Below are 23673 nucleotides of genomic sequence, written 5' to 3'. Positions count from 1 at the left end.
CAGCAAGGCCTACCCGCTGTACGCGCGCCTATGCACTGAGTTCCGAACCGCTGGTTTCGCCCCGTTCGCAGGGTCCGTGGGGCCGTGCCAGGGGTGCCCCGATTTGCTCCGAACCCGGGGCGGATTCGCGACTGTCAATGATCCAGGTGCTTGCGCAAACTCTTGTCGACCTTGCGCTGCACCCGGTCCAGGATGTCCGCGACGAACTTGCCGCGCTTGGGTCGCGCCTCGACGCTGCCCAGGACGGCCCAGCCGTCCACGTAGACGACGGGGGCCTCCGGGTCGTCCGAGTCGAGGGTGTCCACCTCGAAGCTGCCGAGCACGCCGCCGCCCATGCCGCGCAGCGACACATTCTCCGGGACACGGATGTCGACGCTGCCGAAGACCGCGAACGACTTGATCACGACCTGCTGGTGGTCGAAGAGGGCCTCGCTGAGGTCTATCTCGACACTGCCGAAGATCGCGTACGCGTGGATACGGCGGCCCGCGCGCCAGCGGCCCTTGCGGACGGCGCCGCTGAAGACCGCGACCACGTTGTCGTCGGGGTCCATCGGGATGGCGCCGGCGGTGGGGCGGTACGGGGCGGGGGCGGGGGACGCTGCCGGGCCCCGGCGGTGGGCGGCGGGCAGGTCCCGTATGAACACCTCCAGCTCGCCGACCGTCTTGGCGCGCAGCACCCCGTCGACACGCTCGGCGTGCTCGTCCGCGGTGAGACGGCCCTCGGCGAGGGCGTCGTGCAGGATGTCGGCGATGCGGTCGCGCTCCGCGTCGGAGGCACGGAACTCGGAGCCGGCGGGCGCGGCCTGCTTCTGAAGGTCCTGCTTCTGAAGGTCCACGGCAGCAGCATACCGAAACGCGATAGATCGCGACACCCCTCGCCCCTGTCCTTTGCGAGCCCCTGACCACGACCCGACCGTGACGAACTGAGCCTTACCTCACAAGCTCGCTGTCGGAGGCAGGTTCTACGCTGGTGGGCGCTCGCCAAAGGAGGCGGGTCGCGTCTGTCGAGTGAGGAATGGGCGAGATGCCTGAGTTCGCGTACACCGATCTGCTCCCCCAAGGGGAGGACACCACGCCGTACCGGCTGGTGACCTCCGAGGGTGTCTCCACGGTCGAGGGGCCGGACGGGCGGACCTTCCTCAAGGTGGAGCCTCAGGCGCTGCGCAAGCTCGCCGAGGAGGCGATCCACGACATCCAGCACTACCTGCGCCCGGCCCACCTCACGCAGCTGCGCCGCATCATCGACGACCCGGAGGCGTCCGGCAACGACAAGTTCGTGGCGCTGGACCTGCTGAAGAACGCGAACATCGCGGCCGCGGGCGTCCTCCCCATGTGCCAGGACACCGGCACGGCGATCGTCATGGGCAAGCGCGGGCAGAACGTGCTCACGGAGGGCGGCGACGAGGCGGCCCTGTCGCGCGGCATCTACGACGCGTACCAGAACCTCAACCTGCGGTACTCGCAGATGGCCCCGCTGACCATGTGGGACGAGAAGAACACGGGCTCCAACCTCCCGGCGCAGATCGAGCTGTACGCGACCGACGGGGGCGCCTACAAGTTCCTCTTCATGGCCAAGGGCGGCGGCTCGGCCAACAAGTCGTTCCTGTACCAGGAGACGAAGGCCGTTCTGAACGAGGCCTCCATGATGAAGTTCCTGGAGGAGAAGATCCGCTCGCTGGGGACGGCCGCCTGCCCGCCGTACCACCTGGCGATCGTGGTCGGCGGTACGTCCGCCGAGTACGCGCTGAAGACGGCGAAGTACGCCTCCGCGCACTACCTGGACGAGATCCCCTCGGAGGGCTCGGAGCTCGGGCACGGCTTCCGGGACGAGGACCTGGAGCAGAAGGTCTTCGAGCTGACGCAGAAGATCGGGATCGGGGCGCAGTTCGGCGGCAAGTACTTCTGCCACGACGTGCGCGTGGTGCGGCTGCCGCGGCACGGGGCGTCCTGCCCGGTCGCCATCGCGGTGTCCTGCTCCGCCGACCGCCAGGCCGTCGCGCAGATCACGGCCGAGGGCGTCTTCCTGGAGCAGCTGGAGAAGGACCCGGCGCGGTTCCTGCCGGAGACGACGGACGAGCAGCTCGACGAGTCCTCCGACGTCGTCAAGATCGACCTGAACCAGCCGATGGACGAGATCCTGGCCGAGCTCACGAAGTACCCGGTCAAGACCCGGCTCTCGCTGACCGGCCCGCTGGTCGTGGCCCGTGACATCGCGCACGCCAAGATCAAGGAGCGCCTTGACGCGGGCGAGGAGATGCCGCAGTACCTGAAGGACCACCCGGTGTACTACGCGGGTCCCGCGAAGACGCCGGAGGGGTACGCGTCGGGCTCCTTCGGCCCGACGACGGCCGGCCGTATGGACTCCTACGTGGAGCAGTTCCAGGCGGCGGGCGGCTCCAAGGTGATGCTGGCGAAGGGCAACCGCAGCAAGCAGGTCACGGACGCCTGCGGCAGCCACGGCGGCTTCTACCTCGGCTCCATCGGCGGCCCGGCCGCCCGCCTCGCCCAGGACTGCATCAAGAAGGTCGAGGTCGTCGAGTACGAGGAGCTCGGCATGGAGGCGGTCTGGAAGATCGAGGTCGAGGACTTCCCGGCGTTCATCGTCGTCGACGACAAGGGCAACGACTTCTTCCAGGACCCGGCCCCGGCGCCGACCTTCACCAGCATTCCGGTGCGGGGCCCAGGGCTGGCGTAGTGCATCGGGGGCGGCGCGGATCCGTCTCGCCCCCGCCCGGGGCTCCGGCGCCGGCGGTCACCGCCATTCCGGTACGGGACCCCGGACTCGCCTGAGAACAAGGGTGACGGTTCGCCCCCACGGGGAACAGTGGTCGCGTCGCGGACGCTGTGCCACGTGGAGGTGATCGTCGATGACCGACGAGCAGGACAGGACCGAGTACCGCATCGAGCACGACTCCATGGGCGAGGTGCGGGTGCCCGCCCACGCCAAGTGGCGGGCCCAGACCCAGCGGGCCGTGGAGAACTTCCCCGTCTCCGGGCAGCGCATCGAGCGGGCGCACATCGAGGCGCTGGCCCGGATCAAGGGGGCCGCGGCCAAGGTCAACGCCGAGCTCGGGGTCCTGGACAAGGAGATCGCCGAGGCGATCCAGGCGGCCGCCGCCGAGGTGGCCGAGGGGAAGTGGGACGAGCACTTCCCGGTCGATGTGTTCCAGACCGGGTCCGGGACCTCGTCCAACATGAACACCAACGAGGTCATCGCCACCCTGGCCACCGAGCGGCTGGGCAGGAGCGTGCATCCCAACGACCACGTCAACGCCTCCCAGTCGTCGAACGACGTCTTCCCCTCGTCGATCCATATCGCCGCCACCGCCGCCGTCATCCGCGATCTCGTCCCCGCCCTGGAGCACCTTTCGGCCTCTCTCGCGCGCAAGGCCGAGGAGTTCGCCGATGTCGTGAAGTCGGGGCGGACCCATCTGATGGACGCCACCCCCGTGACGCTGGGCCAGGAGTTCGGCGGATACGCCGCCCAGGTGCGGTACGGCATCGAGCGGCTCGAGGCGTCCCTCCCCCGGCTCGCCGAACTGCCCCTCGGCGGCACGGCCGTCGGCACCGGCATCAACACCCCGCCCGGTTTCTCCGCCGCCGTGATCGAGGAGATCGGCCGGACGACCGGGCTGCCGGTCACCGAGGCCCGTGACCACTTCGAGGCGCAGGGCGCCCGGGACGGCATCGTCGAGACCAGCGGGCAGCTGCGGACCATCGCGGTCGGGCTGACGAAGATCGCCAACGATCTGCGGTGGATGTCCTCGGGACCGCGCACCGGCCTCGCCGAGATCGCCCTGCCCGACCTCCAGCCCGGCTCCTCGATCATGCCCGGCAAGGTGAATCCGGTCATTCCGGAGGCCGTGCTGATGGTCGCCGCCCAGGTCGTCGGGAACGACGCGACCGTGGCCACGGCGGGCGCCGCCGGCAACTTCGAGCTCAATGTCATGCTGCCGGTCATCGCGAAGAACGTCCTGGAGTCGATCCGGCTGCTCACCAACGTCTCGCGGCTGCTCGCCGACCGGACCGTGGACGGCGTCACGGCGAACCGTGAGCGGGCGCGGGAGTACGCCGAGTCCTCCCCCTCCGTCGTCACACCGCTCAACAAGTACATCGGGTACGAGGAGGCCGCGAAGGTCGCCAAGAAGGCACTGGCCGAGCGCAAGACCATCCGTCAGGTCGTCCTGGACGGCGGGTACGTGGAGCGCGGCGATCTGACCGGGGAGCAGCTCGACGAGGCACTGGATGTCCTGCGGATGACACACCCGTGACGATTCGAGGAGCGAGTACGCCCGGCGCGTGAACCATGACACGCGCCGCAGCGTCGTATGCCTATGGCACCTAATATCTGTGCATGGCAGAGGGTGGAGCGGTGAGACGCGTGGAAACGGGTGGTGCGGCAGGCTTCTGGGCTCCAGGGAGCCGGATCCTGTGGCGGTACCGGGAGAACGGCGGCGCGCATCTGCACATCGTGCGTCCCGTCACCGTCGTACGGGACGACGCGGATCTGCTCGCCGTGTGGCTGGCGCCCGGCACCGAATGCGTGAAGCCCGTGCTCGCCGACGGCACCCCCGTGCACCTGGAGCCGCTGGAGTCGCGCTACACCAAGCCGCGCACCGTGCAGCGCGACCGGTGGTTCGGTACGGGTGTCCTGAAGCTGGCCCGGCCCGGCGAGCCCTGGTCGGTGTGGCTGTTCTGGGATCCGGGCTGGCAGTTCAAGAACTGGTACGTGAACCTGGAGGAGCCGCTGGCCCGTTGGGAGGGCGGCGTGGACTCCGTGGACCATTTCCTGGATATTTCCGTGCATCCGGACCGAAGTTGGCACTGGCGGGACGAGGACGAGTTCGCCCAGGCCCGGCGGGACGGGTTGATGGACGACCAACAGGCGGAAAAGGTACGAACGGCGGGGCAGGCCGCGGTGGAGGTGATCCGCGCGTGGGGGCCTCCGTTCTCGGAAGGCTGGCAGCACTGGCGCCCGGATCCGTCCTGGGCGGTACCGTCACTGCCGGAGGACTGGGATCGTACGCCCGCGCATGTGTCCTCATGAGACCCTTGATGCGCCCCCGGGCAAGAAACGTAGGATCGTCCTCCGCAAGGGCGCGCGGCGGCAACTACCGGAGCACGCGCTGGGCTTGACCGATCGTCACCGAGGGGCGGCAGGACGTGAGCGAGGGGTACGAGGGCAACACCGGCAGGGCCTGCTCCACGGGCCCTGGGGGCCATCAGCGGGCCCCTGAGGGCCGCAGACGGTCCGCCGGTGGCACAGAAACAACCTCTGACCACGCGGGAATTCCGTTCCTGGGGCACGTATTCCGGGTATCGGAGTTTCGGCGGGACCACCTGCACCTCTGGCGTGCAGCCCCGGACGGACGGATTCGACACGCGTGACGGAGCAGCCGACCTCCTTCGAACGCCCGCAGACGGGCATCGACCCCGCGGATCCCCGCGGGGCGCTCGCGCATACCTCGACACCGGCGCGCACGCCCGGCTCGGGCGCCTTACCGGTACAGGGCCGCTCAGGCGGCGACGTCACCGTTCCGGTCACGACGGCGCACACCACGCCGGGCACCTCGGAGCCGGGCACCTCCACGCCGTTCGGCAAGGGCAAGGACACCGTGAGCGACCCCGCCTCCGAGCACTCCCAGCCGGGTGCCGAGCAGACCGCCGAGCGCGAGACCCCGCGGCCGCGCCCCTCCCCCGAGGGCATTCCGGTCCAGCCGGCCGACGAGCAGGACCGGCCGGCGCCGAATGCCGAGGGGCAGGAGCGCCGCAGCGGCCAGAGCCTGCCGCCGGGCCGGCCCACGCCGATGCGGCGGGACGGCGACCGGCTCCGGTTCGTCGGCGCCGCCACCCGGCGGATCGCCCGCGGCATCGATCTCGACGAGATCGTGATGGGGCTGTGCCGGGCCACCGTGCCCACCTTCTCCGACGCGATCCTGGTCTATCTGCGCGACCCGCTGCCCGTCGGCGACGAGCGGCCCACCGGCCCGCTGGTGCTGCGGCTGCGCCGCACCGACCGGATACCGGCGGAGCGCGACACCGAGAACGGCTTCCAGCCGGCCACCCAGCCCGAACCGGACGAGCTGGACACGGTCGGCGCGGAGCTGTGCGAAGTGCGGCCCGGCAGCGCGCTCGCCGAGGTCCTGCGGGGCGTGCGCCCGGTTTTCACCGACGCTCCCGCGGCCCGCGCCGCGCTGCCCGAACTGCTCGGGGAGGGCGGCGAATTCGCCGTGCCGGACGGACAGCGGGCGATCCTCGCCCCGCTGCGCGGCCGGCGCCGGGTCATCGGCGCCGCCCTGTTCCTGCGCCGCCCCGAACGCATCGCCTTCGAACCGGACGACCTGCTGGTGGCCGCCCAGCTGGCCACGCACAGCGCCCTGGGCATCGACAAGGCCGTGCTGTACGGCCGCGAGGCGTACATCGCGGACGAGCTGCAGCGCACCATGCTGCCCGAGACGCTGCCCCGCCCCACCGGTGTGCGGCTCGCCTCCCGCTATCTGCCGGCGGCGGAGACGGCACGCGTCGGCGGTGACTGGTACGACGCGATCCCGCTGCCCGGCAGCCGGGTCGCCCTGGTCGTCGGTGACGTCATGGGCCACTCCATGACCTCGGCCGCCATCATGGGCCAGCTGCGCACCACCGCCCAGACCCTCGCGGGCCTCGACCTGCCGCCGCAGGAGGTCCTGCACCACCTCGACGAACAGGCCCAGCGCCTCGGCGTGGACCGCATGGCGACCTGCCTCTACGCGGTCTACGACCCGGTATCGCACCGCATCACCATCGCCAACGCCGGCCACCCGCCGCCCGTCCTGCTCCATCTGGGCGGCCGCGCGGAGGTGCTGCGGGTGCCGGCCGGCGCCCCCATCGGGGTCGGCGGCGTCGACTTCGAGGCGGTGGAACTGGACGCGCCCGCCGGCGCGACCCTGGTGCTGTACACCGACGGCCTGGTGGAGTCGCGCCTCAGGGACGTGTGGACCGGCATCGAGCAGCTGCGCGAGAAGCTCGCCGCGACCGCGCAGCTCACCGGTCCCGACCATCCGCCGCCCCTGGAGGCGCTCTGCGACGAGGTGCTCGACATGCTCGGCCCGGGCGACCGGGACGACGACATCGCGCTGCTCGCCGCCCGCTTCGACGGGATCGCGCCCAGCGACGTGGCGTACTGGTTCCTGGAGCCGGAGGACGCCGCCCCCGGCCGGGCCCGCCGGCTGGCCCGGCGCGCGCTGCAGCGCTGGGGCCTCGAGGAACTCAGCGACTCCGTCGAGCTGCTGGTCAGCGAGGTCGTCACCAACGCCGTGCGGTACGCCTCCCGGCCGGTCACGGTGCGGCTGCTGCGGACGGATGTCCTGCGCTGTGAGGTGGGGGACGACGTCCCGCAGCTGCCGCGCCTGCGGCAGGCCCGCGCCACCGACGAGGGCGGACGCGGGCTGTATCTGGTGAACCGGCTGGCCCGGCGCTGGGGTGCCACGCGGCTGAGCACGGGCAAGGTGGTCTGGTTCGAGCTGAACCGGGGCTGAGCGCGCACACGGCACGGGCCGGTCCCCGCACCGCGGGGACCGGCCCGTCGTCGTAGCCCGTCACACCGTGCGGGCCACCGTTCGGTTCAGGACTGCTGCCGGGCGAGGCGTTCGGCGGAACGCTTCCGCGAGGGCTGGAGCGGGTCGGCGCCGGAACCGGCGCCCTTGCCGGGAGCCCATTCCCAGCCTTGGATCTTCGCCGCGGTCGCCGCCAGCCGGGCGTCACCGGGCTCGACGTCGAGGTAGAACAGCGCCTCGTCCGGGTGCTTGTCGTCCCCGCCCCACCGGACCACGCCGTCGCACTCGGCGAGGATGTCCCGGATCACCACCGTCTGCTGCGGGAAGAAGCCGCCCCGCACCCCGGAGGGGTAGTAACCCGGCCGGATCTGCACGGCCGTGCCGGAGGCCTGGTTCGACTCGGCCAGGCCCTTGCGTACCGCCGAGGGCCGGCGCCAGCCGGTGACGTCGCCCCGGCGGAGTTCGTCGATCTCGTAGTGGAAGCGGCGGATCACATGGACGAGGACGGTCTCGACATCGCCCATGCGGGTCTGGACGCCGTCGACGGGAGTGCCGGGGACGGGTCTGGTGTAGATGTGCCCGCGGTCGTCCGCGGTCCTCTCCATCTCCCAGCCGTTCGTCGACGGGACACCGGTCAGGAGTCGCTTGTTGCGTTCCTGCGCCTTGCGTACCGCCTCCCGGACCTTGTCCGGATCCGGGCCCGGGGACGCGGCCCGGGCGGGAGAGGAGAGCAGTGAGGAGCCGAGGGCCGCGCCCGCGGCGATGAAGGCGGCACGGCGCAGCGCACTTCGGCGGGACAGGTCGGTTGTCACGTGTCGGTGTCCTTCTTGTGGTGGGCGATGGCGAGTCCGGTGAAGACAAGGGAGCAGACCCCGAGTACGGCGACTGCCGGGTTGATGTACGAGGGGATGAGGGCCTCGACGACACGCCCGTCGCTGGTTCGGCAACCGAAGTGCAACGGGACGAAACTCGGCGCGTAGCCACTGAGCTTGTCCCCGACCGAGTCGCGGCAGGCCTGGGACCGGGCGTAGTCGTCGAGGAGGAACAGATGGAGGAGTCCCCATGTGTACATGGCGATCGTCGCGTCCCAGGCCAGCACGGCGGCGGACCGGGCCGTGAACGTCTCCTTCCTCCGCGCGGCTCGTATCAGGCGTTTGATCCCGTGGACGGTGAGGGGCAGCACCGTGATGAGGCAGGCCAGGAGCAGCACCAGCAACAGCGCGCCGTCGTGGGCGGCGTAGGGCTCGTCTCCCGACATGTGTGCTCCCCTGCTAGTAGTTGCGGGAGATGGAGTTGTACTTCTCCATCACGTAGTACAGCCCCATCCGCTTCTTGGCCTCCGTCATCGCGGGCTCGCCGGGGCCCTGGTACCGGCGGAGGACCTCGTAGATCTCGGTGTCCGTGTAGCCGAGGGTCGGCTTGCGCAGGGCCGGGGAGTCGTCGTCGCCGCCGGGCTTACCGTCGATGTCCCACATGTGGATGATGGCGACGCTGGTGAGGGCGAACGTCTCGCTGTCGTAGGCCTGCTTCCAGGCGTTGTACTTGTCCTCGTCCTTCGAGGCGTCCCGGCGCGGCTGGTCCGAGGAGTATCCCTTGTCGAGGGCGTGGTTCCAGGCGCCGATCAGAGTGCCGGCCCGCTGCTTGGCGATGCCCGTGGACGTCTCACGGATGTACTGGCGCGTCGTGTTGAAGGCGGTGATGACCGCGAGCCAGGCCGCCTCGTCCTGAGGGGTGATGTGCCGCATCTCCCAGTAGGCGGTCGTCTGGATGAGCGCCTTGCGCATGTTGTATCTGCGGGAGAGGTTGGTGATCAGCTCGTCGTGCGCGGTGACGGTCCGTTCGAAGCACTTCCAGTGCTGCCAGCTGCGCGTGCCGCCGTCGAGGGGGAAACCGAGCGATTCCATGTACTTGCCGACGTCCGTCTGCATGGCCGTGGTGACGTCGGGGTGCAGCAGGGTGTCCTGCTTGACACCTCTCGGCGGGTTGAACGACCCCTGACCGGTGTCACGCCCGGAGGCGATGTTCACATCGATGTTGATCGAACCGCTTCCGGAGCCGACCGTCTTGGTGACGATCTGGTCGTAGGCCCAGTTCTCGGGGAGCGGATAGCCGAAGTTCCCCGAGAATCCGGAGGACATGTCGGACACGAAGGACGCGGAGGCGTGGCCCGCCTCCGACACACGGGTGCACACGTTGCGAGGCCCGTAGACACCGACGCCGTAGCGGTTGCCGTCGTCGCGCATCGCGTCCTCGATGCCCTTGAAGTGGGGCAGGACGTTGTCGGTGACCTCGTAGTCGTAGGCGTCGAAGTCGACCGCGAAGAATATCCTCGCTCCCGGCTTGAAGCCGTGGTCGAGTGCCGCGTTGATCGCGGCCTGTCCGGCCGCTCGGCCCAGGGGATAGCTGAAGTCCTCCGCGCCCCGCCCGAAGGTCTGGTAGATCGGGAAACAGCGCATCCCCTGGTCGGCGATGGTCTGCAGCTCGCCGGTCTGGATCTCCTTCTCGGGGACCTTGCCGCCGCCGGGGATCGGGTTGGTCAGGTAACGCCCGACGACGGTGATGCCTTCCGCCTTGAGCGCCTTGGCCCGGTCGGGGGTGATGCGGGTGACGCCGTCGGACGCCGTGCCCTTGCGGGTCTGGTCTCCGTAGGACACGAGGAGGGAGGCCCAGGTGGAGAAGTCGCCCTTCCCCGTCACGGGCAGCTTGACGAACGACTGGAACGAGCGGACCGCGTCGGCGTGGGCGGCGGTGAAGGTGCCGCCGAAGGAGACGGACCGCTGGTTGAGCAGCATGCCGCCGGTGAACAACTGCACCCAGGTGCCGGACGAGCCCACCGACAGGGTGTGCTCCTTCAGACCCGCCTGGGTGCCGGGGCCGAACACGCCGTTGGCGACTCCGTCGGCCATCCCGATGGTGTACTGGACCGCGTAGAGCATCGCCTGGGCGACGGTACGGGAGTGATGACCGTCGCACGCGATGATGAAGAAGTCCCGGCGGTTGATGAATGCGCCGTTCATCCACTGCTGCACGGCGCGGATCTGGGCGGAGCCGTTGTTGACGGTGACGTACGGGTCCATGTTCAAAAGGCCCTTGAGCACCTTCGGGACCACTTCACCGCCGGGGAAGGCGAAGTCGACGCCCATGTCCTTCTTGAGCTTGATCACCGAGTCGCGGACACGGTCGTTGTACTTGCCGTCGATCTCGCCGCCGTCGTACCCCTTGCAGTACAGGCCGGCCTGGACGATCCGGATGATGTTCGCCGGGACCCCGGAAGCGCCGATGCGCGGGTACTTCGACTGGAGCGTGGAGAGCGTGCCGGGACCGAAGTTGTCCGACAGTCCGGAGATGCCCAGCTCGTACTGGAGCGCCCGGGTGAGGGCGAACATGACGGTCCAGCCGGTCTCGCCGTTCTCGACGAGCCGCGATATGCCCAGCTTCGCACCGTCGTCATAGGTGGCGTTGAGGAACGTCTGGGCTCTGCGCACCATCTCATCGGCCATGGGCGTGGGTCTCCTTCACAAGGGTCGTGTCCGAGTACCGGAGCGTGACGGCACCCCCATCCGGCGTGGGACCGGGAGGAGTTGACGAGGGACGGCCTCACCAGGAGGCGAGACGACTCAGAGGCGCGGCACGGCGGCACGACTGTGAAGAAGATGTGCGCATGACAGACGGCACGGCGACATCAGGAACCTCCCCCGTTCCGGCGGCGTGGTCAGTGCACCGGATTTGGTGATCACCATAGCCACAGCGTGAGCGGGGGGAGCAAGGGCTTTACTTCCGGGCCAGTTGGTGCCGTGGCGTGAATCCGACCTGCCCCCGCACACGGTTCCGGAACAGGTGGCCGAGTCGGCTCGCCCACTCCACAGCGGTGAAGGAACCGTGAAGCGGAAGGGCGGGGAGGAGGCTACTTCAGGCCGGAAAACTGTCCGAAACCGGAGGATCGGGCAGCCCGGCGTTCAATCAAGAGTTCGTGGCAAACGGTGATCACCTTTACATCACCGACCTGCGAAAGGACGGGCATTCGGCAATCGGCATCATCGAGAGAGACGCCCAGCTCGTAGTCGGCAGGAGGGGCGCCCGGCATGATGCCGGGCGCCCCTTCGCGTCTTCTGCTCCTCGTCTACTCCTCGTCGCCCGGCTTGACCGGGTCGAACGGGTCGCCGTCGGTCGGCGGTGACGTCCCCGGGGCCGTCGGTGGCGTGAAGGTCGGCGGTGACGTCGACGGAGTCGGCGGCGGCGAGCTGCTCGGCTCCTCCGTCGTCGGCGGCGGGGACGACGACGGCTCCTCGGTCGTCGGCTCCGGCGTGGGCTCCTCGGTCTCCGACCGCGTGGGCGTGGGCGTCCACGTCGGCTGGACGGCCGCGCCCTGCTGGGTGTCCAGGTCGAACTTGGTGACGTCACCCATGACGCCGAAGGTGTACGCCGCCCAGATCCGTGCCGGGAAGCCACCGCCGTCGATGCGGGGCTCGCCGACCGCCTTGTACATCGGGACGTGCTTGTACGGGGGCTTGTCGTCCTCTCCGAACAGCCCGACGGAGGTGACCACGTCGGGCGTGTAGCCGGTGAACCAGGCCGACTTGTTGTTGTCGGACGTACCCGTCTTGCCCGCGACCTGCTGGCCGTCGCGCCCCGGGTTGTTGCGCACGGAGGCCTGCGCGGTGCCGTCGTCGACCACGCCGGTCAGCACCGAGGTCACCGAGTCGGCGGCTTCCCTGCTGATGACCTGGTCGCCGACCGGGTCCGGCATGGCGACCGTCTGGTTCCGGTGCTCCACCGACTTCACGACGGCCGGGGTGACCTTCTTGCCGTGGTTGTCGAGGGTGGCGTAGACCCCGGCCATCTGCAGGGGGCTCGCGCCCATGCTGCCCAGGGTCTGGGCGGGCACGGCCTCCATGTTCTCGGTGTCCATGCCGAGTTTGCCGGCGACCTTCACCACCTCGGACATGCCGACGTCGACGCCCATCTGCGCGAAGACGGAGTTGACGGACTTGTTCATCGCCGTCTGGACGGAGATCGGCCCGTAGTCCTGGTCGTCCTCGTTCTCGGGGGCGAAGCCGACCTTGCTGCCGTCCTCCATGACCGGGCGCTTGCTCGTGCCGTCGTAGACCGTGCGCGCGTTGATCGGCTCGCCGTCCTGCGTCTTCGCCTGCTCCTCCAGGGCGGCGGCCAGGATGACCGGCTTGAAGGTGGAGGCGGGCTGGTAGTCGGTGCGAGTGGCGTTGTTGGTCCAGTGCTTGAAGTAGTCCTGGCCGCCGTACATCGCGACCACGGCGCCCGTCTTCGGGTTCACGGACGCGGCACCGGCCTGGACGTCCGCGTCGACCTTGCGCTTCTTCGGGTCGAGCTTGCTGGTCAACTGCTGCTGGACGGACTTCTCCAGCGCCGCCTGCTTCTTCTTGTCGATGTTGAGCGTGATGGTCCAGCCGCCGGCGTTGATCATCCCTTCGGCTTCCTTGCGGTTGCTCGCGGTGCCGTCGGCGACGAGTTGCTTCTTCAGGGTCGCGTTGGCCGCGTTGACCAGGTAACCCTTCTGGCCCTCCATGCCGGGGGCGGGCTTGGGCTCCTTCGGCACCGGGAACTTCATGGCGTCACGCTCGGACCGGCTCAGCCAGCCCTCCCCGACCATGTTGTTCAGGACGTAGTTCCAGCGCGCCTTGACCAGCTTCTTGCCGCCCTCGGAGGCGACCGCCCAGTCGTACTCGCTCGGGGCCTGGAGCAGCGCGGCGAGGTAGGCGCCCTGCGCGACGGTGAGGTTCTCGGCGTCGGTGCGGTAGTAGGCCTGTGCGGCGGCCTGGATGCCGTAGGCGTTGCGGCCGTAGTAACTGGTGTTGATGTAGCCGGCGAGGATGTAGTCCTTGGACTTCTCCCGGTCCAGCTTCAGCGAGATGACCAGTTCCTTCAGCTTGCGCGTGACGGTCTGTTCCTGCGACAGGTAGTAGTTCTTGACGTACTGCTGGGTGATCGTCGAACCGCCCTGCGCGCCGCGGCCGGAGAGCGTGTTGACGACGCCGCGGGCGGTGCCCTTGAGGTCGACGCCGGCGTCCTTGTAGAAGGTCTTGTTCTCGGCCGCGACGAAGGTCTGCCGGACCTGCTTGGGGACCCTGGACAGGTCGACGACCTCGCGGTTGACCTTGCCGTCGCGGGCCATGATCGAGCCGTCGCTGTACTTGTAGATGTTGCTCTGCCGCTTGGCGTCGGCGTTCCCCTCGGGGATGTCGATCACCATGTACAGCACGATGAAGGCCCCCATGCCGAGCAGGCACAGGCCGAGGAAGGTGCCGAGGAGCTTCTTCCAGGTGAAGAGCCTGCGTATGCCGCTCTTCCCGGCCGCGGCCGACGAACGGTGGCTCTTGGGTGCCGCCCGGCGCCCACCGCGCTGTCGGGCGCGTCTCTCTTCCGCTCGTCCCATGGGTCCGATCCGCTCCGCTTCGTTCATGTGTGCACTCGCGTCACACAGGTTCGCCGCTCAGGTCAGCTCAGAAAGCTAACACCGGGAGATAAGAGATAGGGCTGCCGATCCGGCCCTTTGCGGACGTGACAATCAGCACCCATCCCAACGGAACCGACGTTCGAGACACCCGAAGGGTTGCCAGGACGCGATAAAGTGATATCACTTAGATAGACGGACGCTATGCAGGATGGCTCCGCGCGAAGAACGGGGGATTCACCCATGTCCACACACGACACACAGGTCACCGCAGACGTGCCCGAGATGCCGGCCCCACGCGTACGGGAGTTCACCGCGCAGAGCATCGGCGGCGGGCTCGCCCTGCTCCTCGGCCTGCTCGGACTGCTGGCCGGCGCCGGGCTGATCGCCGCCGCCACGGCGGTGGACGGGACCGGCGCCAAGGCCGGCCTGATCATCGGCGGCATCCTGGTCGCGATCGCGGCGTTCCTGGCCATGTGCGGGCTGAACATGGTGGCGCCCGGCGAGGCCCGCGTCGTGCAGCTCTTCGGCCGCTACCGGGGGACCATCCGGCAGGACGGCCTGCGCTGGGTGAACCCGCTCACCTCGCGCACGAAGATCTCGACACGGGTCCGCAACCACGAGACCGCCGTCCTGAAGGTCAACGACGCCTACGGCAACCCGATCGAGCTCGCCGCGGTCGTGGTGTGGCGGGTCGAGGACACCGCCCAGGCCACCTTCGAGGTGGACGACTACATCGAGTTCGTCTCCACCCAGACCGAGGCGGCCGTGCGGCACATCGCCATCGAGTACCCCTACGACGCACACGAGGAGGACGGCCTCTCGCTGCGCGGCAACGCCGAGGAGATCACCGAGAAGCTCGCCGTCGAACTGCACGCGCGCGTGGAGGCGGCCGGGGTGCAGATCATCGAGTCGCGCTTCACGCACCTCGCGTACGCCCCCGAGATCGCCTCGGCGATGCTCCAGCGGCAGCAGGCCGGCGCGGTCGTCGCGGCCCGGCGGCAGATCGTGGACGGAGCGGTGGGCATGGTCGAGGCCGCGATCGCCCGGATCACCGAGCGGGACATCGTGGAGCTGGACTCCGAACGGAAGGCGGCCATGGTCTCCAACCTGATGGTGGTGCTGTGCGGAGACCGGGCCGCGCAGCCGGTCCTCAACACCGGGTCCCTCTACCAGTGACCGCACCTTCCGAGGGTCCGGGCCCTCAGCGCCGGCCGCAGCAGCAGCGCAAGCAGGTGCTGCTGCGGCTGGACCCGGCGGTGTACGAGGCGCTCGCGCGGTGGGCCGGTGACGAACTGCGGTCGGCCAACGCGCAGATCGAGTTCCTGCTGCGGAAGGCGCTGGCCGACGCGGGGCGCCTGCCGCGGGAGACCGGGCCCATCCCCCGGCGCGGTCGTCCGCCCGGGGGCTCCGCCCCCGAATCCCCGTCGTCCTGAGGCTGTTGCGGAACCGTGACAACAGCTCCCGACCTGCACACCCGCACCGCCCGCCATGGACTGCACACCCGGCGTATACATGCGGCGTATACACGGTGTGTAGAGTGCTCCGCATGTCCATCGGTCACACTCTTCTGGGGCTCCTGGAGTCCGGCCCGCGGCACGGTTACGACCTGAAGCGTGCCTTCGACGAGAAGTTCGGTCACGACCGGCCGCTCCACTACGGCCAGGTCTACTCGACGATGTCCCGCCTGCTGAAGAACGGGCTCGTCGAGGTCGACGGCATCGAGGCGGGCGGCGGGCCCGAGCGCAAGCGGTACGCGATCACCGAGGCCGGTATCACCGACGTCGAGCGCTGGCTCGCGACGCCGGAGAAGCCGGAGCCGTACCTCCAGTCGACCCTCTACACCAAGGTCGTCCTCGCGCTGCTCACCCACCGCGACGCCGCCGACATCCTCGACACCCAGCGCTCCGAGCACCTGCGCAGCATGCGGATCCTCACCGACCGCAAGCGCAAGGGCGACCTGGCCGACCAGCTCATCTGCGACCACGCCCTCTTCCATCTGGAGGCCGACCTGCGCTGGCTGGAACTGACCGCGGCCCGTCTGGACAAGCTCCGTGAGGCGGTGACCCGATGACCATTCCTCCTGGTTCGCTGCTCGCCGCCCGGGACCTGCGCAAGACGTACGGCCCGACCACCGCCCTCGACGGCGCCGAGTTCTCCATCCACCCGGGCGAGGTCGTCGCCGTGATGGGCCCGTCCGGCTCGGGCAAGTCGACGCTGCTGCACTGCCTCGCCGGGATCGTCATGCCCGACTCGGGCTCGATCACGTACAACGGGCGCGAGGTGACCTCGATGAGCGACGCCGAGCGCAGTGCGCTCCGGCGCTCCGAGTTCGGGTTCGTCTTCCAGTTCGGCCAGCTCGTGCCGGAGCTCACCTGTGTGGAGAACGTCGCGCTCCCGCTGCGGCTGAACGGGTCGTCCCGCAAGGAGGCCGAGCGGACCGCGCTGGCGTGGATGGAGCGTCTGGAGGTCGACGAGCTGCGCAAGAAGCGGCCCGGCGAGGTGTCCGGCGGTCAGGGGCAGCGCGTCGCCGTCGCCCGCTCGCTGGTGACGAACCCGCGCATGATCTTCGCCGACGAGCCGACCGGCGCGCTGGACTCGCTCAACGGCGAGCGCGTGATGGAACTGCTCACCGAGGCCGCCCGGTCCACCAACGCGGCCGTGGTGCTGGTGACGCACGAGGCGCGGGTGGCGGCCTACTCCGACCGCGAGATCGTCGTACGCGACGGGAAGTCCCGGGACATGGAGCGCGTCGTATGAGCGCACGGCAGTGGAGCCGGGACCTGGCGATGGGAACCCGGTACGCCTTCGCCGGAGGACGCGAGGGCTGGACCCGGGCGCTGCTCACGGCCGTCGGCGTCGGGCTCGGCGTGGCGCTGCTGCTGCTCACCACCGCCATCCCGAACGCGCTGGCGGAGCGGGACCGGCGCGAGGAGGCGCGCAGCGACCACACCTTCAGCCAGGGGAACATACCGAAGGCCGACAACACCCTGGTCGTCCTGGACGCGGACACCACCTTCCGCGACCTGGACGTCCGCGGGCGTCTGCTGGAGCCGGACGGTCCGAAGGCCCCGCTGCCGCCGGGCGTCTCGAAGTTTCCCGCGGCGGGCGAGATGGTCGTCTCCCCCGCGCTGAAGGAACTGCTCGCCTCCGGTGAGGGGAAGCTGCTGCGCGAGCGGCTGGACTACAAGGTCACGGGCACCATCGGCGAGCAGGGTCTCGTCGGCTCCCGGGAACTCGCCTATTTCGCGGGCGGCAAGGGACTGGCGGACCGGCTCGAGGGCGTCACCGGGGCCCGGATCGACCACTTCGGCAACCCGGACCTGGCGTCGTCCGACCCCTGGGACCCGGTGCTGCTCCTGCTGGTCCTGGTCGTCTTCGTGGTGCTGCTCATGCCGGTCGCCGTGTTCATCGCCGCGGCCGTGCGGTTCGGCGGCGAGCGGCGCGACCGCAGGCTCGCGGCACTGCGGCTGGTCGGCTCCGACAGCCGGATGACACGGCGGATCGCGGCCGGCGAGGCGCTGGCCGGATCGGTGCTGGGACTCGTCCTCGGCACCGGGTTCTTCCTGCTCGGGCGTGAACTGGCGGCCACGCTGGAGGTGTTCCGCGTCAGCGTGTTCCCGAGCTATCTGAACCCCTCTCCCCTGCTGGCCGCACTGGTCGCGGTCGCGGTGCCGACGGCCGCCGTGCTGGTGACCCTCTTCGCCCTGCGCGGGGTGGTCATCGAGCCGCTGGGCGTGGTGCGTACGGCCAAGCCGTCGCGCCGCCGGCTGTGGTGGCGGCTGCTGCTGCCGGTGGGCGGGCTCGCGATGCTCTTCCCCATGGTGGGGCAGGGCCGCGACGACGGGTCCTTCAACCAGTACCTGGTCGTCGGCGGCGTCATGCTGCTGCTCGTCGGCGTCACGGCCCTGCTGCCCTGGATCGTGGAGACGGTCGTCGCCCGGCTCGGCTCCGGCGGGGTCGCCTGGCAACTGGCGGTCCGCAGGCTCCAGTTGAGCAGCGGCACGGCGGCCCGCATGGTCAATGGCATCGCGGTGGCGGTGGCCGGGGCGATCGCCCTTCAGATGCTGTTCGCCGGGGTGGAGGGCCAGTACACCAAGGCATCCCGGTACGACGTCTCCCGGGCCCAGATGCAGGTGCAGGCGCCGCCGGGAGTCGAACTCGCCTCGGCGGCCGGCAAGTTCCGCGACACCGAGGGGGTACGGAAGGTCACCGCGCTGAACGAGGGCTATCTCAGCGGTCAGCGTGGCGACGACGGGGACTCCTACGCCCAGATCACCGTCGCCGACTGCGCCTCGCTGCGCGAGGTGGCCACGCTGCCGTCCTGCCGCGACGGTGACGTCTTCGCCGTCGAGGGCGGGGAGTACGACGCCGACACGGCCAAGCTGGCCAAGCCCGGCAGGACCCTGTGGGCAGACCCCGGGGACACCACCACGTCCGACGATCGCTGGACCGCCTGGACCGTGCCGCAGGACATCCGGCAAGCCCAGTCCCGCGAGGACCCCACCGGAAACAGGCGCGGCGGCATCCTCATCACGCCCAGCGCACTGCCCGGGAACCTCACGTCGATCGCCTCGGGGCAGCTCTATCTGAGTCTCGACCGCTCCGTGCCGGACGCTCAGGAGTACGTGCTCAACACGGCCGCGCGTCTCGACCCGGTCGCCCAGCCCATGACCTGGCAGAGCGTCGAGAGCAACGAGCGCTACGCCACCATCCGCACCGGCCTGTCCGTCGGCGCCGCGTGTGTGCTGGCGCTGATCGGGGCGAGTCTGCTGGTCTCGCAGCTGGAGCAGTTGCGCGAACGCCGCAAGCTGCTGTCGTCGCTGGTCGCCGTCGGCACCCGGCGCCGCACGCTCAGCCTGTCGGTGCTGTGGCAGACGGCGATCCCGATCGGTCTGGGCCTGCTGCTCGCCGCGACGGTGGGCATGGCCCTGGGCGCGGTCCTGCTGCGGATGACGGACACGTCCGTCCGGGTGGACTGGCCGAGCGTGCTGTCGATGACCGGCATCGGCGCGGGGGTCGTGCTGGTGGTGACCCTGCTGAGCCTGCCACCGCTGTGGAAGCTGATGCGGCCGGACGGTCTGCGGACCGAGTAGGACTCCCTGCTGCCTGCTGCCCACTGCCCGCTGCCCGCTGCCCGTACGGATCGTCAGGCGTCCTGGCCGACGACCCGTACGGACAGCGGCCGCAGTGCTTGCCGCAGGGCCGCCGCCAGTTCCTCGTACTCGCCGCCGCGCGCCGCCCCCGTCCGCATCGCCAGCGCGATCCGGCGGGTGGGGGCCGGGTCGGCGAAGTACCCGGTGAGCAGCTGGTTGCTGCGCGAGGTCTCGACCGTGAGGGCGGTGCGCGGCAGCAGGGTGACACCGAGGCCGCCGGCGACGAGCTGCACCAGTGTGGACAGCCCGGCGGCGGTCGTGGTGACCGGCACGTCGTCGCGGCCGGCCTCCCGGCAGATGTCGAGGGCCTGGTCGCGCAGGCAGTGCCCCTCGTCCAGCAGCAGCAGGTTCAGCTCGCGCAGCGCCTCCCGGGGGATGCCCTCGCGCCCGCCGAGCCGGTGGTCGAGCGGGGTGACGAGCACGAAGTCCTCGTCGAAAAGCGGCAGTTCGGTCACGCCCGGGACGCCGAGCGGCACCGCGAGCAGCAGCAGATCGAGCCGCCCGCTGGTGAGACCGTCGAGCAGGCTGGCGGTCTGCTCCTCGTGCACCTGGAGGTCGAGGTGCGGATACCGGTCATGGACGAGCCGCAGGACCGTGGGCAGCAGATAGGGCGCCACCGTCGGAATCACCCCGAGCCGCAGCACCCCGGTGAACGGGGCCCGCACCGCCTCGGCCTCCTCCAGCAGAGCGCCCACCTCACCCAGCACCGCCTTGGCCCGTACGGCGATCCGCTCGCCCTCGGGTGAGAGCAGCACCTTGCGCGTCGTACGCTCCAGGAGCGTCACTCCGAGTGTCTCCTCCAGCGCCGAGACGGCACCCGAGAGGGCGGGCTGGCTCATGCCGATCGCCCCGGCGGCGTCCCGGAAGTGCAGATGCTCGGCCACGGCCGCGAAGGCACGAAGCTGCGCGAGGCTGGGCTGCCTGCGCTTATTACCCACAGTCACTAATAACTACCTCCGATCAACCCGACCGAGTGTAGCTATTTCTGTAATCAATCGACGTTGTGCCAACATCAACACAGTCCAACCCCTGAGAAAAACCCGCAATCCGGGTCTTTCTTCGCTGCAAGGAGAGTGTGTGCTCACCGTCGGTGACAAGTTCCCCGAGTTCGACCTGACCGCCTGCGTCTCGCTGGAGAAGGGCGCGGAGTTCGAGCAGATCAACCACAAGACCTACGAGGGTCAGTGGAAGGTCGTCTTCGCCTGGCCCAAGGACTTCACCTTCGTGTGCCCGACCGAGATCGCCGCCTTCGGCAAGCTGAACGAGGAGTTCGCCGACCGCGACGCGCAGGTCCTCGGCTTCTCCGGTGACTCCGAGTTCGTCCACCACGCCTGGCGCAAGGACCACGACGACCTGCGTGACCTGCCGTTCCCGATGATGGCGGACTCCAAGCACGAGCTCATGCGCGACCTCGGCATCGAGGGCGAGGACGGCTTCGCCAAGCGCGCGGTGTTCATCGTGGACCAGAACAACGAGATCCAGTTCTCGATGGTGACCGCGGGTTCGGTCGGCCGTAACCCGAAGGAGGTCCTGCGGGTCCTCGACGCCCTGCAGACCGACGAGCTCTGCCCCTGCAACTGGAGCAAGGGCGACGAGACGCTGGACCCCGTCGCGCTGCTGTCCGGGGAGTGATCTGAGATGTCCCTCGACAATCTGAAGTCCGCGATACCGGACTACGCCAAAGACCTGAAGCTCAACCTGGGCTCGGTCATCGGCAACTCCGACCTGCCGGCCCAGCAGCTGTGGGGCACGGTGCTGGCCACGGCCATCGCCTCGCGCTCCCCGATCGTGCTGCGCGAGCTGGAGCCGGAGGCGAAGGCGAACCTGTCGCCGGAGGCCTACACGGCGGCGAAGGCCGCGGCCGCGGTGATGGCGATGAACAACGTCTTCTACCGCACGCGCCACCTCCTCTCGGACCACGAGTACGGCACCCTGCGCGCGGGCCTGCGGATGAACGTCATCGGCAACCCGGGCGTCGACAAGGCCGACTTCGAGCTCTGGTCCTTCGCGGTCTCCGCCATCAACGGCTGCGGCATGTGCCTCGACTCCCACGAGCAGGTCCTGCGCAAGGCCGGTGTCGACCGCGACGTCATCCAGGAGTCCTTCAAGATCGCGTCCGTGATCCAGGCGGTCGGCGTGACGCTGGACGCCGAGGCGGTCCTCGCGGAGTAACTCCCGGCCGCGGGCGATGAACCGCGGGCATTGAACCAACAGGGCCCCGTCACCTGGGCATGGTGGACGGGGCCCTGTTTCATGTCCTCGTTGATGTCCTGGCCGGATCAGCTGGGCTTCTCCGACGGCGGGTCCGGGGCAGCCGGCTCGGCACTCATCGCCGTGGCGCCCCGCGGCCGTACCGAATGCCGAAGCGCCGACTCCCGTGAATACGACCGCAGATACCCGGCCACCGTGTTCGTCACCGCGACCAGCGGCACCGCGACCACCGCACCGCCGATCCCGGCCACCATCCCCCCGCACGCGACGGACAGCACCACCGCCAGCGGATGCACCCGCACCGCCCGCCCGAGGATGAACGGCTGCAGGATGTGGCCCTCGATCTGCTGCACCGCGAGCACCACCACCAGCGTCATGACCGCCGTGAACACCCCCTGGGTGACCAGCGCGACCACCACCGCGAGCGCCCCGGACACCACCGCGCCCACCAGCGGGATGAACGCGAACAGGAAGATGAACACCGCCAGCGGCACGGCCATCGGCACATCGAGGAAGTAGATCCCCAGCCCGATGAAGATCGCGTCGATCAGCGCGACGATCACCGTGCCCCGCACATACGCCGTCAGCGTCCGCCACGCCGCCGGCCCGGCCCCGGCCACTCCCGGCCGCGCGGCCGCCGGAACCAGCTTCAGCGTCCACTCCCAGATCCGCTTGCCGTCGTAGAGCAGGAACAGGGTGGAGAAGACCGCCAGCAGGATCCCGGTCAGCGCCTCGACGACGACCGTCACGCCCTCAAGGCCCGCCGAGGTGATCTGGTCGGTGTTCGCGCCGACCGCCTCACGCAGGTTCTTGGCGATCTCGTTGATCTGCTTGTCCGTGACGTGGAAGGGGCTGTTCAGCAGCCAGTTCCGCAACTCGTCGATGCCGTCCTGGATCTGGCCCGAGAGGTCGTCGATGTTCTCCATGACCTGCCAGGTCACGAACCAGCCGATCAGTCCCATGATGACGAAGCCGAGGATCGCGGTCAGCGCGGTGGCAGGCCCGCGCGGCACGCCGAGCCGCCGCAGCCTGCCCACGGTCGGATGGAGCAGCGCGGTGATCAGCAACGCGCTCACGAACGCCAGCACCACCAACTGGACGGCGCTGATGACCCGCATCAGCACCCACAGCGAGGCCGCGAGGATGAGCAGCCGCCAGGCGGCCTCCGCCGCGACCCGCACCCCCCACGGCACGGCCAGCGCGGGATCGGGCCGGGTGGGAACGTCGGGCGCGTAGTCCGGGGGCGGCGGCACGTACTCGTCGGACCCCGTCCGGGACTCGGCGTCGCCGCGCTCGCGTTCGGCCTCGGCGCGGCGCTCGTTCCACTGCTCGCTCATCTCGGTCAGTCCGGCGCCGAGCCGGCCGAGCCACCCTGGCACTCGCGACATGATCCGACCGTACATGGCGCGAGCCCCGCACCGTACGACGGTGCGGGGCTCGCGCGAAGCATGACAGCGGCCGAAGGCCGGGTCGCTCAGTACCAGTTGTTGGCCTGCCAGAACGACCAGGCATCACAGGGGCTGCCGTAGCGGTCGTTCATGTAGCCGAGGCCCCACTTGATCTGGGTGGCCGGGTTGGTCCGCCAGTCGGCGCCGGCGGACGACATCTTGGTGCCGGGCAGAGCCTGGAACATGCCGTAGGCCCCGGAGGAGGGGTTGACGGCCTTGTAGTTCCAGTCGGACTCGTGGTCCACGATGTTGCTGAAGCACTGGAACTGACCCGAGGGCACGATCTGCCGGGCCATCGCCTGGATCTGCGCGATCGTGTAGGAGCTCGAGACGGGGATGTCGGAGATGTCCTTGGAACGGCTGGCGGCCTCGTTGGCCTCCTCGCGCTCCTTGGCTTCCTTCGCCGCCTTCGCCGCCTTCTCGGCGGCCTCCTTCTTCGCGATCGCCGTCTCGGCGGCGGCCTTGCGGGCGGCCTCCTCGGCGTCCTTCTTCGCGCTCACATCGGCGGCGATGGCCTGTACGTCGGCCTGCTGCGTCAGCGACGCGGTCTGCACCTGGGCCTGCTGACCCGAGGGGATGTCCGCGAGCAACGTCGTGCCGTTTGCCGTCGCTTCGGCGTCGTTGTTCTGCGCGGTGCTGCCCGAGGCAACACCGACGACGCTTCCGACAGCGGTGACCGCCGTAGCCGAAGCCACTGCGAATCCCCGGACCGAGATCCGGCTCACACGGTTTCCTTCCAGCATCGCCCGCTTCGGTGACCCTCGCGGACGCAATCGTGCCCCTGGCACTGGCCTCCCCAACTACGGGTCACGGGAGGCACGGGCCCGGTGGGCAACTCCCTCGGGAGGGAGTGCCGCGTGGTGCGCGGGCGGCATACGACATCGCTATGCAGTTGATGC

At 69.6% G+C, this 23673-nt stretch carries 19 protein-coding genes; 11 read left to right on the top strand and 8 right to left on the bottom strand.

The genetic code is table 11. From position 1 onward, the window contains the following. Positions 1 to 134 precede the first annotated feature (134 nt). Complete coding sequence (locus tag ACFT32_RS18730; RefSeq protein ID WP_382490269.1) at positions 135 to 836, bottom strand: DUF1707 domain-containing protein; 702 nt, start codon at positions 834 to 836, stop codon at positions 135 to 137. Positions 837 to 1024: 188 nt separating this feature from the next. Between ACFT32_RS18730 and ACFT32_RS18725 the strand changes: the two genes are divergently transcribed. The 4 genes from ACFT32_RS18725 to ACFT32_RS18710 all read left to right on the top strand — a co-directional run bounded on the left by ACFT32_RS18725 (position 1025) and on the right by ACFT32_RS18710 (position 7514). Next, positions 1025 to 2695 (top strand): fumarate hydratase, encoded by a 1671-nt coding sequence (locus tag ACFT32_RS18725; RefSeq protein ID WP_382490267.1) that lies wholly within the window; start codon positions 1025 to 1027, stop codon positions 2693 to 2695. Between the two features lie 172 nt (positions 2696 to 2867). Next, positions 2868 to 4271 carry a class II fumarate hydratase gene (locus ACFT32_RS18720; RefSeq protein WP_382490265.1) on the top strand — a complete coding sequence of 468 codons (1404 nt, stop codon included), beginning with the start codon at positions 2868 to 2870 and terminating at the stop codon, positions 4269 to 4271. An 83-nt stretch (positions 4272 to 4354) separates the two neighbouring features. After that, complete coding sequence (locus ACFT32_RS18715; RefSeq protein WP_382490263.1) at positions 4355 to 5047, top strand: DUF402 domain-containing protein; 693 nt, start codon at positions 4355 to 4357, stop codon at positions 5045 to 5047. Positions 5048 to 5384: 337 nt separating this feature from the next. Then, positions 5385 to 7514 (top strand): SpoIIE family protein phosphatase, encoded by a 2130-nt coding sequence (locus ACFT32_RS18710; RefSeq protein ID WP_382490261.1) that lies wholly within the window; start codon positions 5385 to 5387, stop codon positions 7512 to 7514. 86 nt (positions 7515 to 7600) lie between these two features. On the opposite strand, the gene ACFT32_RS18705 is transcribed toward ACFT32_RS18710, so the two are convergent. The 4 genes from ACFT32_RS18705 to ACFT32_RS18690 all read right to left on the bottom strand — a co-directional run bounded on the left by ACFT32_RS18705 (position 7601) and on the right by ACFT32_RS18690 (position 13941). Next, positions 7601 to 8344, bottom strand: a complete 744-nt coding sequence (locus ACFT32_RS18705) for a hypothetical protein (RefSeq protein WP_382490259.1) — start codon at positions 8342 to 8344, stop codon at positions 7601 to 7603. Further along, positions 8341 to 8790 carry a hypothetical protein gene (locus ACFT32_RS18700; protein ID WP_382490257.1) on the bottom strand — a complete coding sequence of 150 codons (450 nt, stop codon included), beginning with the start codon at positions 8788 to 8790 and terminating at the stop codon, positions 8341 to 8343. Before ACFT32_RS18700 ends, ACFT32_RS18705 begins: the two co-directional genes overlap by 4 nt. 13 nt (positions 8791 to 8803) lie before the next feature. Continuing rightward, complete coding sequence (locus tag ACFT32_RS18695) at positions 8804 to 11032, bottom strand: glycoside hydrolase domain-containing protein (protein WP_382490255.1); 2229 nt, start codon at positions 11030 to 11032, stop codon at positions 8804 to 8806. Between the two features lie 620 nt (positions 11033 to 11652). Further along, positions 11653 to 13941 (bottom strand): transglycosylase domain-containing protein, encoded by a 2289-nt coding sequence (locus ACFT32_RS18690; RefSeq protein WP_382490253.1) that lies wholly within the window; start codon positions 13939 to 13941, stop codon positions 11653 to 11655. A 261-nt stretch (positions 13942 to 14202) separates the two neighbouring features. Here ACFT32_RS18690 and ACFT32_RS18685 point away from each other — a divergent pair, with 261 nt between their 5' ends. The 5 genes from ACFT32_RS18685 to ACFT32_RS18665 all read left to right on the top strand — a co-directional run bounded on the left by ACFT32_RS18685 (position 14203) and on the right by ACFT32_RS18665 (position 19055). Continuing rightward, positions 14203 to 15138 (top strand): SPFH domain-containing protein, encoded by a 936-nt coding sequence (locus ACFT32_RS18685; protein WP_382490251.1) that lies wholly within the window; start codon positions 14203 to 14205, stop codon positions 15136 to 15138. Continuing rightward, positions 15135 to 15395, top strand: coding sequence for a hypothetical protein (locus ACFT32_RS18680; protein ID WP_382490249.1), 261 nt, complete (start codon positions 15135 to 15137; stop codon positions 15393 to 15395). The genes ACFT32_RS18685 and ACFT32_RS18680 overlap by 4 nt, the downstream gene beginning before the upstream one ends. 113 nt (positions 15396 to 15508) lie before the next feature. Then, positions 15509 to 16033 (top strand): PadR family transcriptional regulator, encoded by a 525-nt coding sequence (locus ACFT32_RS18675; protein WP_010045868.1) that lies wholly within the window; start codon positions 15509 to 15511, stop codon positions 16031 to 16033. Further along, the gene (locus ACFT32_RS18670; RefSeq protein WP_382490247.1) at positions 16030 to 16719 is read left to right on the top strand and encodes an ABC transporter ATP-binding protein; all 690 of its coding nucleotides are present in this window, start codon (positions 16030 to 16032) and stop codon (positions 16717 to 16719) included. Before ACFT32_RS18675 ends, ACFT32_RS18670 begins: the two co-directional genes overlap by 4 nt. Next, positions 16716 to 19055 (top strand): ABC transporter permease, encoded by a 2340-nt coding sequence (locus ACFT32_RS18665; RefSeq protein WP_382490245.1) that lies wholly within the window; start codon positions 16716 to 16718, stop codon positions 19053 to 19055. The genes ACFT32_RS18670 and ACFT32_RS18665 overlap by 4 nt, the downstream gene beginning before the upstream one ends. A 53-nt stretch (positions 19056 to 19108) precedes the next feature. On the opposite strand, the gene ACFT32_RS18660 is transcribed toward ACFT32_RS18665, so the two are convergent. Further along, entirely contained in the window at positions 19109 to 20059 is a 951-nt protein-coding gene (locus ACFT32_RS18660; RefSeq protein ID WP_382490243.1) for a LysR substrate-binding domain-containing protein, read from the bottom strand. Between the two features lie 133 nt (positions 20060 to 20192). Between ACFT32_RS18660 and ACFT32_RS18655 the strand changes: the two genes are divergently transcribed. Next, positions 20193 to 20747: a peroxiredoxin gene (locus ACFT32_RS18655; protein WP_189722998.1), complete on the top strand. Its 555-nt coding sequence runs from the start codon at positions 20193 to 20195 to the stop codon at positions 20745 to 20747. 6 nt (positions 20748 to 20753) lie between these two features. Beyond that, positions 20754 to 21287 (top strand): alkyl hydroperoxide reductase, encoded by a 534-nt coding sequence (locus ACFT32_RS18650; RefSeq protein ID WP_193481179.1) that lies wholly within the window; start codon positions 20754 to 20756, stop codon positions 21285 to 21287. 107 nt (positions 21288 to 21394) lie between these two features. Here the strand turns inward: ACFT32_RS18650 and ACFT32_RS18645 are convergent, their stop codons facing one another. Next, entirely contained in the window at positions 21395 to 22714 is a 1320-nt protein-coding gene (locus ACFT32_RS18645; RefSeq protein ID WP_382490241.1) for an AI-2E family transporter, read from the bottom strand. An 86-nt stretch (positions 22715 to 22800) separates the two neighbouring features. Further along, positions 22801 to 23499, bottom strand: coding sequence for a transglycosylase SLT domain-containing protein (locus ACFT32_RS18640; RefSeq protein WP_382490239.1), 699 nt, complete (start codon positions 23497 to 23499; stop codon positions 22801 to 22803). Between the last annotated feature and the right edge of the window lie 174 nt (positions 23500 to 23673).

It is taken from the genome of Streptomyces sp. NPDC057002, from assembly GCF_042673825.1.
GTDB lineage: Bacteria > Actinomycetota > Actinomycetes > Streptomycetales > Streptomycetaceae > Streptomyces.
This window is presented reverse-complemented; position numbering and strand designations above follow the sequence as displayed.

Bases quoted from the DNA above. Each gene is read 5' to 3' on its own strand.
- ACFT32_RS18725 (WP_382490267.1), top strand. From the start codon at position 1,025: ATGCCTGAGTTCGCGTACACCGATCTGCTCCCCCAAGGGGAGGACACC.
- ACFT32_RS18720 (WP_382490265.1), top strand. From the start codon at position 2,868: ATGACCGACGAGCAGGACAGGACCGAGTACCGCATCGAGCACGACTCC.
- ACFT32_RS18715 (WP_382490263.1), top strand. From the start codon at position 4,355: ATGGCAGAGGGTGGAGCGGTGAGACGCGTGGAAACGGGTGGTGCGGCA.
- ACFT32_RS18700 (WP_382490257.1), bottom strand. From the start codon at position 8,790: ATGTCGGGAGACGAGCCCTACGCCGCCCACGACGGCGCGCTGTTGCTG.
- ACFT32_RS18695 (WP_382490255.1), bottom strand. From the start codon at position 11,032: ATGGCCGATGAGATGGTGCGCAGAGCCCAGACGTTCCTCAACGCCACC.
- ACFT32_RS18690 (WP_382490253.1), bottom strand. From the start codon at position 13,941: ATGGGACGAGCGGAAGAGAGACGCGCCCGACAGCGCGGTGGGCGCCGG.
- ACFT32_RS18685 (WP_382490251.1), top strand. From the start codon at position 14,203: ATGTCCACACACGACACACAGGTCACCGCAGACGTGCCCGAGATGCCG.
- ACFT32_RS18675 (WP_010045868.1), top strand. From the start codon at position 15,509: ATGTCCATCGGTCACACTCTTCTGGGGCTCCTGGAGTCCGGCCCGCGG.
- ACFT32_RS18670 (WP_382490247.1), top strand. From the start codon at position 16,030: ATGACCATTCCTCCTGGTTCGCTGCTCGCCGCCCGGGACCTGCGCAAG.
- ACFT32_RS18665 (WP_382490245.1), top strand. From the start codon at position 16,716: ATGAGCGCACGGCAGTGGAGCCGGGACCTGGCGATGGGAACCCGGTAC.
- ACFT32_RS18650 (WP_193481179.1), top strand. From the start codon at position 20,754: ATGTCCCTCGACAATCTGAAGTCCGCGATACCGGACTACGCCAAAGAC.
- ACFT32_RS18645 (WP_382490241.1), bottom strand. From the start codon at position 22,714: ATGTCGCGAGTGCCAGGGTGGCTCGGCCGGCTCGGCGCCGGACTGACC.